The following is a 13019-nucleotide window of genomic DNA, read 5'->3' as shown; positions in this document are numbered from 1 at the left end:
TCAGATGCGTCGTCGTCTTTAGAACCTGGATTCACTTGATGCGTATCGGGCATGGGGTTAGCATCATCGTGATGGTCATCACGCTGGTCTTTCTTCGGGTCGTCTTTGTCTGGGTGGACACTTGCGGCAGAAAATTCGGTGTTCATATTACCTCCTAATCCTTGGTGGCGGTCGTTAGCGAATAGCGTTAACTCTGTTGAGTGTTGCCCCTTCACTATAGCTGCTAAGGGCGTTCTTTCCATGCAGCGCTCGACGCGCTGATTAGGCTGCTTCGCTGCGCGTGATTGAACCCACAGTGCTAATGAGGCTGCAGTAGAAACGGCAGCGCCTCATCCAGCAAGGTATCGGGTATTTCTTCGGCGATGTAGTGGCCACAGGGAAGTGCTTTGCCTTCAACCTGAGTGGCTACTTTGCGCCATTCAGCAAGCGCATCGAAACACGCCTCTATCGCGCCATCTCTGCCCCACATGACTTTTAAAGGGCAAGTAAGCTTAATGCCTGCGTCGATGTCCGCTTGGTCGTGGGTCAAATCAATACTGGCGCTGGCGCGGTAATCGCCGCAAATACCCGTGGCGGCGCCGGGAAGCGAGAGGCAGCGCTCGTACTCCGCGAGCGCTTCTAAGGCGAAAGGCGCCATGCCCGCACTGCGAGCGCCCATCACGCTTTTAAGGTAGCAGGCGGGGTCGCTGTTAATCAGCATTTCTGGCAGTGGCTGGGGGCGAATTAGAAAAAACCAGTGCCAGTAGGCGCGGGCAAAGGCCTCGTTAGTGCCGCGATACATGGCAAGGGTTGGGGCAATATCCAACAGCACCATGCGCTCAACGCGCTCCGCGTGATCTACCCCCAGGCGGTGGGCCACCCTCGCCCCGCGGTCATGGGCCAGTACGTTAAAGCGCTCAACCCCCAACGCACTCATTAACGCGGCCATGTCGTTGGCCATAGTGCGCTTGGCGTAGTTGAGGTGTTCAGGGTCGTCGTCGGGTTTAGCACTATCGCCGTAACCGCGTAGGTCTGCCGCAATAACGGTAAAGTGCTGGGCCAAGATAGCCGCCACTTTATGCCAAATAACGTGGGTTTGCGGATGGCCATGAAGCAGCAGTAGCCCAGGGCCGCTACCACCTATACGAAAGGCGATTTCAGTGCCGTTAACGTGGCGCGTGCGCTTCTCAAACCCTTTAAACATACCTTCACCCCACTGCATGCACTGGCGTGGTTGCGCCAGAGATGTTTAAGCGCTGACGGGCGAATCCGCCTTTAATACCTGCTCGAACAAAATCGCTTCGAAATGCTCCATAGGCGCGACGGATTTGAGCGTTTTAGCGCGAAGAATAGCGCCCTCCCAGCCAGAAAGCACAAAACTCGCCAGGGCTTCTGGGGGGATAGTGGTATTCACCACGCCCTCGGCTTGGGCATCGCGTAAGCAGGTGACAAGGCGTTTCTCCCAGCGCTGGAACACAAGGTTCAGCGCATCGCGGAAGGTATCGCTCTGGCCGGAAAGCTCTTGACCCAGGTTGCCAATCAAACAGCCGGTTGTATGGTCGCATTCACGCATGTGTGCGCGGCCAGTGGCAAAGTAGCGGCGCAAGCGCTCTAGGGGCGGCAGGGTCGAATCTTCAAGCAGCGCGGCCAAGTTTTCATCGTACTCATTAGCAAAGCGCTCTATGACCGCCAAGCCAAAATCTTCTTTGCTGGAGAAGTAGTGATAAAACGAGCCCTTGGGCACACCGCAGGTTTTTAGAACGGCATTGATACCTGTCGCGTTATACCCTTGTTGGGCAATGAGTGCAGCGCCAGTCTCTATTAACTTATCGCGGGTAGCGGTGTTTTTTATCATGTTACGTAGACCAGTAGTCTAATAATTTTCAAATGCAGTGAGCAGTCGTTCTCTTTAACGACGCTATTAGGTAACGTCGCACTCGGCAAGCGTGTTGCACGCAATTTGCACATTACTTACCTAATCGCTGCTTAGGAATCGTAGATGCTAGCATGATACGCCTAATGACCTGGAATTTTCGCCCCTAGCCAACGGATAACGCGCGTTAATGACCCCTTCTCGCTATTACGCACCACATCAACAAGGCCGCATTCGTTTCGGCGCCCTGGCAGCGCTGCTGGTATTCGCCGGTGGGTTGGCGCTGGCGTGGTGGATTCTTAGCCAACCTCCCCGCGTTGAGCGGCGCCCGCCGCCGCCCACGCCACCGCCGGTTGTCGATGTCATTACCGTAGAAAAGCGTCTTCAAGCGCCGCGATTAACCGGATTTGGTCGGGTAGAGGCAGAAAAATCCACCCTATTGGCCAGCCGCGTTGCTGGCCAGCTTGAGCGCTTTGGGCAAGGCGTACTGCCAGGCCAAGTGGTAGAGCAGGATGCCCCACTGGTGTATATCGACCAAGCCGACTTACAGCTAGCGCTTGAAGATGCACAAGCGCAGCTGGCCAACGCCCAAGCCCTACTTGTCCTAGAGCAGGCCGAGCAGCAGCGCGCCCGCAGCGAATATGAGTCCTTTGGTCGCCAGCTTTCCGCAGAACGGCGTGCGCTGGTACTGCGTGAGCCCCAGCTGCGCCAAGCCCAAGCGCAGCTTACCCAGGCACGCGTAGCACGCGATCAGGCGGCATTAAATCTAGAGCGCGCTACGTTAAAAGCGCCCTGGCGGGCCATGATTCAAGACCGCTTAGTAGGTGCGGGCAGCCTGTTAAACCAAGGCACGGAAGTGCTTAGCTTAGTGGGCGTTGAGCAGTTTTGGGTGCGCGCCTCGCTACCCGGGGACACTTTAGCGTGGCTTAAGCCTGGCGACGTTGTCACATTAACAAGCCAAGGCTGGCCAGAGGGAGCCTCGCGGGAAGGCCGTTTACTATCAATACTGCCCAATTTGGAGGAGAACGGCTTACAAGCGCAGCTGCTGATCGCGGTGGATGATCCCCTCGCCCTTGAAAACAGCGCCCCCGCCCTGCGCCTGGGGGATGTAATGCGTATTACCTACCACACCACAGCCAATGAAGCGTTGATTGCCCTGCCCTCTGCTGCGCTACGCCCCGGCGAGCAGGTGTGGTGGGTAGATGACGACGAGCGCTTGCGCACTACCACCGTTACCCTGGCCTACCGTGGCCAGGAAGAGGCGCTGGTGCGCAGCGGCCTAGAAGCAGGCCAACGGGTGGTGGTGGCGGGCCTTGCCCAACCCCGTATAGGCCAGCAGGTACGGCTACGCCAGCGAGGCGACACCCCTGCACGTGATGAGGGAGCCACCCAATGACCCGCCGTGGCCCGCTGGCTTGGATGGTCGACCACGGTGTGGCGCCTAACCTTTTGATGGTGCTATTTATCGTCGGCGGCCTCTTCGCGTCGCTTGCGATCAAAAAAGAGGTATTCCCTGAGTTTGAGACTGAAATTGTTCAAGTCACTATTAGCTACCCCGGCGCCACCCCGGAAGACGTGGAGCAGAGCCTTCTACTCCCCGTAGAAGCCGCCATTGCCAATGTAGAAGGCATTGATGAACTCACCGCCAGCGCCAGCGAAGGAAGCGCTGTGCTGAGAGCAACGCTGACTGATGGCGTTGAAGTAATGCGCGCTTATCAGGATATTCAGCAGGCGGTGAATGCGATTACTACCCTGCCCAGCGCTGCCGACCCACCCCGTTTTACCTTAGCAGGCCGCTCGCGCAGCGTGGTTAGCCTTCAGGTCTACGGCTCGGTGGGCCTGGCAGCGCTCCACGACGCCGCCGAAGACGTGCGCGCCGAACTACAGGCCACCAGCGGTATTTCCCGGGTTGAGCTTTCCGGCAACCGTGATCGCGAAATCCAGGTTCACCTAAACGACGAAGCCATTGAGCGCTACGGGCTGGACCACCAGCAGCTTGCCAGCCGCATCGCCGAAGAGGCGCTGGACTTAGCCAGCGGCCAGCTCACCACCGCCGAAGGTGAGTGGTTAATCCGTTACCAAGGGCGGCGTAACAGCGCCACTGAATTCGCCCAGCTGCCTATTCTAACCACTGCCCAAGGCGCCCAGGTTGTGCTGGGTGATATCGCCAGGGTAAGTGAGGGCTTTGCAGAAACCGACCGCGAGGAGTTCTACAACGGCCAGCCGGGGCTTTCAGTGGATGTCTATCAAATTGGCAATCAAACCCCCACCAGCATTTCCAACGCGATTTACGGCGAACTTGAGCAACTGCGCGCCAACCTGCCTGAGGGTGTCAGCCTGGATGTTTCCCGGGATAGCTCGGTCATTTACGAAGACCGCCTTAGCCTGCTGCTGAAAAACGCCTGGATGGGCCTTGCGCTAGTCATGATCCTGATGGCGCTGTTTTTGGAAGCACGACTGGCATTCTGGGTAACCCTGGGCATTCCCACCGCGTTTTTAGGCGCCATGCTGTTCCTGCCGTGGATCGGTGTGTCGCTGAATATGATGTCGATGTTCGCCTTTATCATCGCACTTGGCATTGTGGTGGATGACGCCATTATGGTGGGCGAGAACATCTACAGCTACCGCGAGGAGGGCTACTCACTGCGCGATGCGGCGGTGAAGGGCGCGGGGGAAATTGCCGTCCCGCTCACCTTTGCCATTCTTTCTAATATTGTGGCATTTTTGCCGCTGCTGTTTTTACCCGGTTTTTTAGGGCTCATTTTCGCCACGGTACCGGTGGTGGTGATTACCGTGTTCTTAATCTCCTGGGTGGAAGCGCTGTTTATTCTTCCCGCCCACCTTGCCCACAGCCGCAAACCGCGCCAAACGCCCGCCTGGCAACGCCCCATTGAAGCCGTTCGCCAGCGCATGCAGGGTGGCTTGCACCACTTTACTTACCAACAGTTCGAGCCATTTTTGCAGCGGGCACTCAATCAACGCCTGCTTACTGTCGCCATTGGCGTGGCGGTGCTCTCCATCGCGCTGGCCTGGGCAATGAGCGGGCGACTGGGCTTTTCGCTAATGCCGCGGGCAGAGTCTGATCAGGTGCAAGCCAGCGTTACCCTACCTATTGGCAGCCATATCAGCGTTAGCCGGGAGCTTAGCCAGCAACTGCTGCAAGCCGCCGAGCAACTAAGCGAGCAAGAAGAGACGCTCAGCTTTAGCAGCTCCCGCAGCCGTCTGGACGGTGAAAGCCTCTCCGTTCGTTTGGATATTGCTAGAGACAGCTTGGAAGCGTGGCCGCCTTCCCGTATTGCCCGAGAGTGGCGTGAGCTAACCGGCGATTTAGTCGGCGCGCAGTCGGTGCGCTTTGAATCAGACTTTGGCGGCCCAGGCAGCGGCGCGGCGCTGAGCCTACGCCTCTCTCATCCGGATACCCTGGTACTGGAAGCCGCCGCCGCCCGGCTGGCAGAGCTGCTGGGCGAGTACGGGTTAACCGACATCGACAGCGGTTTAGGCGATGGCAAGCCGCAGCTTGAAATGCGCCTTTCCGCTGAAGGGCGTGCGCTGGGCTTAACCGGTAGCGATCTTGCCCAGGCGCTACGGGCGCCCCTTCAAGGGGCTACCGCCGTCGAGCAGTTTATTGGTCGGCGGGAGGTGAGCGTTGAAGTGCGCCTGCCCGAACAGGACCGTGACAGCTTAAACGAACTCTACCGCCTGCCGATACGCACCCCTGATGGGCTGAGCGTGCCGTTATCACGGGTCGCCGATATCACCCTCAGCCAAGCTTCAAGTAGCCTTCAGCGTGTGGATGGTCGGCGGATTATCACCGTGACCGCCGACACTGAAGGCGATGAGTCGATTAACCAGGTACTCGCTACCCTGCAGGAAGATGTTTTTCCCACCCTTAGCAATACCTGGCCCGGGCTTGAGGTCAGCATGGGCGGGCGCCAGCAGGATACCGCCGATAATCTCGCTACCCTGCGCACCGCCATGTGGTTAATGCTTGCTGCCCTCTATGCGCTACTGGCTATTCCGTTTAAAAGCTACCTGCAGCCGCTGCTGGTACTGGCCGCGATTCCGTTTGGTATTGTGGGGGCCGTGGCAGGGCATATGATTATGGGCTTTGGGCTTTCGATTATCAGCCTACTGGGCATGCTGGCCCTTTCGGGCGTAGTGATTAACGATGCCCTGGTGTTAATCGACTACGCTAACCGCAAGCGCCGCGAAGGCATGGCCCCACGGCAGGCCATTGTCGCTGCCGCCACCAGACGCTTACGGCCGATTATGATGACCACATTGACGACCTTTTTAGGCCTTGCCCCAATGATATTGGAAACTTCCCGTCAGGCGCGCTTTATGATTCCCATGGCGATTTCGTTAGGGTTTGGAATGATTTTCGCAACGGTAATCCTGCTGGTATTGGTACCCTGCCTTTACCTCGGCCTTGAGAATCTTCGGGAACGGCTGAGTAAGCCGCACCCACCCAGCCCAGAAGGAGCTCGCTAATGGCAAGGCTCGACTCGCTCCGCCAATGGCGACCCTCTCGGCTCGGGTTAAAGCTGTTTGTGGCGATTTTGAGCGTTAATGTCGCCATTGCAGCAAGTATGTTTCTGGCGGTCTCCTACAGTATTGACCGTGGTTTTATTGATTACCTGAACCAATCCCAAGAGCGGCGGGCAACGCTGCTCGCCGACGGGCTGATTACCCGCTGGGAAACCCAGGGCAGCTGGGAGTGGCTAGAACAGTCCCCAGAGCGCTGGCCATTTATTGTGCGCTTTGAGCTAGGTCAGGAGCATCGCGACCGCCCCTCCCCGCTGGGCGAGGCGCGGGATTTTGCCCTGCGCGATACCGACGGCAACTATGTCATCGCGCCCAGCGAGCGTCGCCAGGGCCCCAGCGACTGGCGATGGCTAACGCTCTACAGTGACATGGCGGAAAGCGGCGGCAACCAGGCTATCGGTGCCCTTGGGTTTCGCCCGCCGCAACATATGATGGAGCGCATGGAGAGCCGGTTCCTGGAGCGCCAGCAGCGCAACCTAGTGGTGATTGTGGTCTCGCTGGTATTGGCATCTTTATTGTTGGCGGGCGGGCTTTCCTGGTGGTTAGGCAGGCGCACCCGCGCCTTAGCGGGCGCCACCCTGCGCCTCACCGAAGGTGATTACCATACCCGCCTGGCGGTACGGGGCCGTGACGAACTTTCTCGCCTAGCACGGGACTTCAATGTGTTAGCAGCCACCCTAGAGGCCAGCCGCGACGCCCGGGCGCGCTGGGTTTCCGATACGGCTCACGAACTGCGCACCCCGCTTGCAGTGCTACGTGGTGAAATAGAGGCTATGCAGGACGGCATTCGCCCCCTCAACCAGGAAAACCTCGCCTCGTTAGCCCAGGAGGTCGCCCAGCTTGAACGGCTGGTGACTGACCTGCGCCTGCTCTCCCAAAGCGATGCCGGAGCACTGGATATTCAGCTCGCGCCCATGAACCTGAGCGAGTGCCTGAGCGGCCGTTTAACCGATGCCGACCGCTGGCTTGAAGAGAGCGGCTTAACGCTCATAACCCAAATAAGCCCCGAGGTGATGATTCGCGGTGATGCCCAGCGCCTGCGCCAGCTGTGGAGCAACCTACTCGATAACAGCTGCGCCTATACCCAGCCCCCCGGCGAGTTGCAGGTAACGCTCAGCATTGAGCACAAACACGCGGTGGTCGTATGGCAAGACAGCGCCCCTGGCGTACCCGAGAGTGAGCTTACAAGATTAACCGAGCGCCTTTACCGCGTTGAGGGCTCGCGGAACCGGGCCAGCGGCGGCAGTGGTTTGGGGCTTTCCATTGCCAGTGCGCTGGTGAGTGCCCATGGCGGCACCCTAGAGGCCAACGCCTCGACCCTTGGCGGCCTTAAATGGACGCTGCGCTTCCCTCTTCTCACGTCTACCCATTACCTAGCGAGCTGACTATGTCTTTACAAGACGCGTCTCAAGACGCCTCACTGTTGATCGTTGAAGATGAACCCAAAATTGCCCGGCTAATGGCCGACTATTTAACAAGCCACAACTTCGACACCACAATCATTAGTCACGGCGACGAGGTCATGCCGTGGTTACGCCAACAGGTACCGGCCCTAGTGCTGCTGGACGTTATGCTGCCGGGTAAAGATGGGTTAACGCTCTGCCGTGAGGTGCGCCAACAGTGGCCTACGCTGCCGATCATCATGGTCACCGCAAAAGTAGAGGAAGTAGACCGCTTGCTAGGGTTAGAGCTGGGTGCAGATGACTATATTTGCAAACCGTTCAGCCCCCGCGAGGTGGTCGCCCGGGTTAAAGCTGTGCTACGCCGTAGCCAGGCGGCCGCTGACGTAACTGAGCCCGCTGAGGCAGCACGCCAAGCCCCGGTTACGCTGAATGAAGATGGCTGGCAGGCGTTAGCCAACGGCCAGGACCTAGGTCTGACGGCGGTAGAGTTCCAATTGCTGCGGGTAATGATGCAGTCACCGGGGCGGATTTTCAGCCGTGAACAGCTGATGGATCACATGTACCGCGACAACCGCATCGTTTCTGAGCGCACCGTGGACAGCCATATTAAAAAGCTACGCAAGAAAATCCACGAAGCGCTCCCTGAGATGGAAATCATCCGCTCGGTCTATGGCGTCGGCTATAAGTATCAGCCGGAAGGGTAAACGCCTTGCTTAGTGCATCACCTGCCGGTTAAGAAACGCGATGCCCGCATCGATAGCACTGCCGCGCAGCAAGAAGCTGGCGAAGTGGCCTCGAAAGCGCTGCAGATACAGCTCGCTCTCGATGTTGTTATCCTGCAACGCTTGATAGAAATCGGTGGCGTGGTCAACGGGGACAAGCCGATCCCAACTCCCATGGAACAGGAAAAACGGCGGTGCCGCTGGGGTGATCTGCCGGGCGGGAGACGCTAGCCGATAGGCTGCGTTTTCTTCCGCACGGGTCCCCCCGATGAAATCGACCACTAGCCGGCCATCATTAAACTTGAGCAAATCGCTCGGCAAACCGCCTGCTAGCACCGCCGCTAGGCGAGTATGTTCACCGCCATAAGGCTCGGCCAATGGCCCCTCTTCGCCCGCCAGGGCCAGCAGGCTCACTAAGTGCGCTCCGGATGAGAAGCCAACGCCGACGATGCGTTGGGTATCGATGTTCCACTCGTCTGAATTGGCGTGAATCCATGCCATTGCCAGCTGTAAATCATGCAGTTGGGCGGGAAAGCGGTACTCGGGGGCAAAACGGTGCTCAATATTGACCGTCACGTAGCCCTGCTGGGCCAGCTGCTCGGCAATGCTCTCCATATCGTCGGGGCCGCGATTACGCCAACCGCCACCATGCACCACCAGCGCAGCGGGGCGCCGTTCAGCCCCGGAAGTTGTAGGAAGCAGTACGCGGGCCTCTAATGCTTGGGGCCACTCCGCTGGGGTGTAACGCTGAGACGGTAAGCGGGTAAAGGGAACGGTCTTCTGCTGGAGAGAGGCCTGCTCAATGGCCGGGTTCCCCGTGGTGCCTTGGTGGGTTGCCCCACAGCCGCTAATGAAAAGTGCGAGGGCGCTTAGGCTAAGGTAGTGACGTACAGTGCGTAGAGCTGGCATTCATGCCTCCTTATTAAACTCACGTGATTGACCGGGCCCTCACCCTAACGCTATGACCCCCTAGCGCCTTAAATGATCATGATTGTTGCACACTTAATGCAAACGGTTTGCACGTGCCTCTACCATACTGTGATTGTCTGATTAGCAATTTAAAACGCTAACTCGTTACCAAGAGGTACTTTATATGACACTTCGCCAGCTATTTGCCCCCGCCCTACTCGCCGTCGCTTTAACGCCGTTAGCGTTCACTGCACAGGCAGGCCATCATGAAGGGCATGAAGGCCGCGGCTATGACCGCGAGCAGATGGTAGAACGCATGGAAGAGCGCCGCCAGGAAGTGTTTCAGCGCGCGGAGCTAAGTGAAGAACAGCAAGAAGCGTTAAACGAAGCCCATGCCGAACACCGTGAAGCGTTAAAAGCACTCCACGAGGAGCACCACGCGCGGGTCGCGGAGATTCTTAGCGAAGAAGAGCAGCAGGCAGTGCGCGAAGCAATGCGTGAAGTTCACGAAGAGTACCGCAGCGAGCGTGGGCACGGTAAGCGTGGCTACCACCATGATAAACCTGAAGCGGAAAACGCCGCTGAGTAAGCATTTACTTACTTTTTAACTGCGATTAAATGCCCGGCTTTGCCGGGCATTTCTGTTTCTAGACGCCTAAAAATGCCAAGTGTTGAGAGGACGTTGACTTGAACTGGACAACTAAACCGCGTATTTTATTTGAACGTTCATTCAAAATAAATATCACCCCCACTTTGTCTAACAAGAGGAGTCCGCCTGCATGGCGAAAGACAACCCCATCACCCCCTCCCGGGACCGCCTCAACCCCGTGGTTTTCCACGGCAGCATGGCCGGTATCCTTATTTTCTTAGTGCTCACCATGGTGTTCACTGAACAGGCTGGCGCCTTTTTTGATGCTGGGCTGGCCTGGGTGAGTAAAACCTTTGGCTGGTATTACATGCTCGCTATTGTGGCGTACTTGGTGTTTGTGGTTGCCATTGGCATGTCGCGGTTTGGCAGCATTCGTCTCGGGCCTGATCACTCACGACCTGAGTTTTCGCTGCTCTCTTGGTCAGCCATGCTGTTTGCCGCAGGTATCGGTATCGATTTGCTGTTTTTCAGCGTTGCTGAGCCTGTTGCCCACTACTTGGCTCCGCCGGATTTAACCCCAGAAAGCCAAGCTGCAATGCGTAATGCCGTCGTTCAAACCTATCTGCACTGGGGGCTCTCCGGTTGGGGACTGTACGTGTTGATGGGTATGGCGCTGGCCTACTTCAGCTATCGTCACCGCTTGCCGTTGGCTATTCGCAGCGCCCTTTACCCAATACTCGGCAAGCGTATCCACGGCCCCATTGGTAATGCTGTCGATATTACTGCCGTCATTTCTACCGTGTTTGGTATTGCCACTAGCCTTGGCATTGGCGTTATGCAGCTCAATTATGGCCTCACCTATATGTTTGGCGTGCCCGAAACGCTGAGCGTACAGGTGATCTTGATTGTGCTGGTGGTCATATTGGCGACGATTTCCGTAGTGACCGGCGTTGAGAAAGGTATTCGTCGTTTATCTGAGTTCAACATGTTGCTGGCCCTCGCGCTGATGCTGTTCGTACTCTTTTCCGGCGACACGCTGGTACTACTGGATAAAGTCGTCAATAACGCCGGTGACTACCTATCAGGCTTTGTCGGTGCCAGCTTTGATACCTACGCCTTTGCCGGTGAAGAGGCTCAAGAGTGGAAAATGTGGTGGACGATCTTCTTCTGGGGCTGGTGGATCGCCTGGACACCGTTTGTAGGCCTGTTCCTGGCGCGTATCTCCCGCGGCCGTACTATTCGTGAGTTTGTCGCAGGCGCCTTGTTTATTCCGCTAGCCTTTATGATGGTGTGGATGTCTGTATTCGGTAACAGCGGTATTGAGCTGGTCGCCAACCAGGGCGTTGCCGAGCTAGGTGAGCAAGCGCTTAGTACCCCGCAAACCACGCTCTATACCCTGCTTGAGTACTACCCCTACGTCAGCATTACTGCCGCTGTTGTTACGGTTTTGGGTATCGTGTTTTTTATTACCTCTGCGGATTCCGGGGCCCTGGTACTGGCCAACTTCACCTCCATTTTGAGTGATGTAAACCACGATGCACCGGTAAAGCTGCGCATTTTCTGGTCGGCAGTGATTGGCTTAATTACTATTGCTCTGCTGATGGCAGGCGGGCTTGCTGCGCTGCAAAGTGCGGTAGTCATTACTGCGCTGCCTTTCTCGCTGGTCATTTTCGCCGTCATGGTGGGTATGTACAAAGCGCTGAAACTTGAGGGCAAAAAAGCCGACGCCCGTCGCATGATTGCTGGTGGCGCCCCAGGCGGCGACTGGCGCGAGCGTTTGGATCGCGCGCTGGACACCTCGAATCGTGCAGGTGCCGCCGCGACAATTGAGCACTCTATTCGTCCGGCGATGACGCAGTTTGCCCAGGAGCTTGAAAGCCGTGGCCAAACCGCCAACGTAACCGAAGAGCACGTTGAAGGTGAGTCGCTGCCCAACTTGACGTTACAGGTTGATTTCGGTGACGCCACCAGCTTTGTTTATCAAGTGTGCCCGCACCGCATGCGCACCCCAAGCTTCATCCCCGTGGATGATGATTTCTACGTGCGCTTGGATGTGTACCTAGCGGAAGGCGGCCAGGATAAAGACCTTAACGGCTACACCCGTGGTCAGGTGATTGGAGACTTAGTCGCGGAGTATGAGCGCCACCTGCACTTCCTCACCCTGGCTGGCCAGCAGATGGGGCACGTGCAAGCGATGCCCGGCACCATCGGCGAACCGCCGGAAGATGCACAGATGTAAGCAGCAGACGTAAGCGAAAAATCCCGGCCAGGCGGCCGGGATTTTTTTATGGGTGACGCTCAAAAGCGGCAAGCTGGGTGGGCTGCCCCAAGTGGGAATGCCATTCGCCAATCCCACCAAAACGCACACGATAGCCGTTACGACGCGCCACGCCCTGCGCCCAGTCACGAAAGCGATCCCGTGACCATTCGAACTTGTGGTCAGGATCACGAAATTCGCCATCGGCTAAATCAAACAGCGGGTTGTATTCACTGTTAGGCGTCGTCATTACCAAGTATTCGGGACGTAATCCGCCAAACACGCCCTGCTCTACCGTGGATAACCGCTCAGGCGGAATATGTTCAATGGTTTCCACCATGGCCGCGCCTGTGAACCCCATAAGGCCTGGATGATGTTCCGTGTAGGAGCCGCATATCAGCTCTAAGCGCCCGTGACCTGCCTGCGGCAGCTGCTCCAGACGAAACTTGGCTTGGGCCAGTAGCTCGCCGCTTAACTCAAGGCCAACCAGTTTCTCAAACTGGGGCTGGTGGAGTAGATACTGCAATAGGCCACCTGAACCGCACCCTAGGTCCAGTACTTTCCGAGCACCGCTGGCGCGCAGCCGCTCCACTACGTGAAGAAGCCGCTGCTGGTGTAAATCCGGTGCTTCGATATCGCTCATGATCCGCCTTGCCGTAGATAAAAGCGTCATGATGCAGCAAAGCACCTCAAGCGTGTAGGAAGAACGTGTAAAAACAGGCGGGAGACAGCAAACAAAAGC

Annotated in this window: 10 protein-coding genes; 6 read left to right on the top strand and 4 right to left on the bottom strand. The window is 57.3% G+C overall.

The genetic code is table 11. The annotated features are described in order from the left end of the window. Window positions 1-298: 298 nt before the first annotated feature. Both BB497_07195 and BB497_07190 read right to left on the bottom strand, forming a co-directional pair. Entirely contained in the window at window positions 299-1183 is an 885-nt protein-coding gene (locus tag BB497_07195; protein ID AVI64294.1) for an alpha/beta hydrolase, read from the bottom strand. Between the two features lie 45 nt (window positions 1184-1228). Next, complete coding sequence (locus BB497_07190) at window positions 1229-1831, bottom strand: TetR family transcriptional regulator (protein AVI64293.1); 603 nt, start codon at window positions 1829-1831, stop codon at window positions 1229-1231. 211 nt (window positions 1832-2042) lie between these two features. Here BB497_07190 and BB497_07185 point away from each other — a divergent pair, with 211 nt between their 5' ends. The 4 genes from BB497_07185 to BB497_07170 are packed head-to-tail and all read left to right on the top strand — an operon-like array spanning window position 2043 to window position 8504. Continuing rightward, window positions 2043-3248 (top strand): efflux transporter periplasmic adaptor subunit, encoded by a 1206-nt coding sequence (locus BB497_07185; protein AVI62498.1) that lies wholly within the window; start codon window positions 2043-2045, stop codon window positions 3246-3248. Next, window positions 3245-6343 carry a cobalt-zinc-cadmium resistance protein gene (locus tag BB497_07180; GenBank protein ID AVI62497.1) on the top strand — a complete coding sequence of 1033 codons (3099 nt, stop codon included), beginning with the start codon at window positions 3245-3247 and terminating at the stop codon, window positions 6341-6343. The genes BB497_07185 and BB497_07180 overlap by 4 nt, the downstream gene beginning before the upstream one ends. Beyond that, complete coding sequence (locus tag BB497_07175) at window positions 6343-7782, top strand: two-component sensor histidine kinase (GenBank protein ID AVI62496.1); 1440 nt, start codon at window positions 6343-6345, stop codon at window positions 7780-7782. Before BB497_07180 ends, BB497_07175 begins: the two co-directional genes overlap by 1 nt. A gap of 2 nt (window positions 7783-7784) precedes the next feature. Beyond that, a complete protein-coding gene (locus BB497_07170; GenBank protein ID AVI62495.1) occupies window positions 7785-8504 on the top strand; it encodes a two-component system response regulator BaeR in 720 nt (239 codons plus the stop codon). A gap of 9 nt (window positions 8505-8513) precedes the next feature. Here BB497_07170 and BB497_07165 read toward each other — a convergent pair whose 3' ends face one another. Beyond that, on the bottom strand, window positions 8514-9431 hold the full coding sequence (locus BB497_07165; protein AVI62494.1) for a lipase: 918 nt from the start codon (window positions 9429-9431) through the stop codon (window positions 8514-8516). 184 nt (window positions 9432-9615) lie between these two features. Between BB497_07165 and BB497_07160 the strand changes: the two genes are divergently transcribed. Continuing rightward, window positions 9616-10020: a hypothetical protein gene (locus BB497_07160; GenBank protein ID AVI62493.1), complete on the top strand. Its 405-nt coding sequence runs from the start codon at window positions 9616-9618 to the stop codon at window positions 10018-10020. A gap of 190 nt (window positions 10021-10210) precedes the next feature. After that, window positions 10211-12259: a high-affinity choline transporter BetT gene (locus tag BB497_07155; GenBank protein ID AVI62492.1), complete on the top strand. Its 2049-nt coding sequence runs from the start codon at window positions 10211-10213 to the stop codon at window positions 12257-12259. Between the two features lie 46 nt (window positions 12260-12305). Here BB497_07155 and BB497_07150 read toward each other — a convergent pair whose 3' ends face one another. Further along, window positions 12306-12920 (bottom strand): methyltransferase type 12, encoded by a 615-nt coding sequence (locus BB497_07150; GenBank protein AVI62491.1) that lies wholly within the window; start codon window positions 12918-12920, stop codon window positions 12306-12308. Window positions 12921-13019 lie beyond the last annotated feature (99 nt).

This window comes from Halomonas sp. GFAJ-1, assembly GCA_002966495.1.
In the GTDB taxonomy this organism is placed as follows: Bacteria; Pseudomonadota; Gammaproteobacteria; order Pseudomonadales; family Halomonadaceae; genus Vreelandella.
Note: the sequence above shows the minus strand (reverse complement) of the source record. Positions and strands in the feature narration are given on the sequence as shown.

Bases quoted from the DNA above. Each gene is read 5' to 3' on its own strand.
- BB497_07175 (AVI62496.1), top strand. From the start codon at position 6,343: ATGGCAAGGCTCGACTCGCTCCGCCAATGGCGACCCTCTCGGCTCGGG.
- BB497_07165 (AVI62494.1), bottom strand. From the start codon at position 9,431: ATGCCAGCTCTACGCACTGTACGTCACTACCTTAGCCTAAGCGCCCTC.
- BB497_07195 (AVI64294.1), bottom strand. From the start codon at position 1,183: ATGTTTAAAGGGTTTGAGAAGCGCACGCGCCACGTTAACGGCACTGAA.
- BB497_07155 (AVI62492.1), top strand. From the start codon at position 10,211: ATGGCGAAAGACAACCCCATCACCCCCTCCCGGGACCGCCTCAACCCC.
- BB497_07170 (AVI62495.1), top strand. From the start codon at position 7,785: ATGTCTTTACAAGACGCGTCTCAAGACGCCTCACTGTTGATCGTTGAA.
- BB497_07150 (AVI62491.1), bottom strand. From the start codon at position 12,920: ATGAGCGATATCGAAGCACCGGATTTACACCAGCAGCGGCTTCTTCAC.
- BB497_07185 (AVI62498.1), top strand. From the start codon at position 2,043: ATGACCCCTTCTCGCTATTACGCACCACATCAACAAGGCCGCATTCGT.
- BB497_07160 (AVI62493.1), top strand. From the start codon at position 9,616: ATGACACTTCGCCAGCTATTTGCCCCCGCCCTACTCGCCGTCGCTTTA.
- BB497_07180 (AVI62497.1), top strand. From the start codon at position 3,245: ATGACCCGCCGTGGCCCGCTGGCTTGGATGGTCGACCACGGTGTGGCG.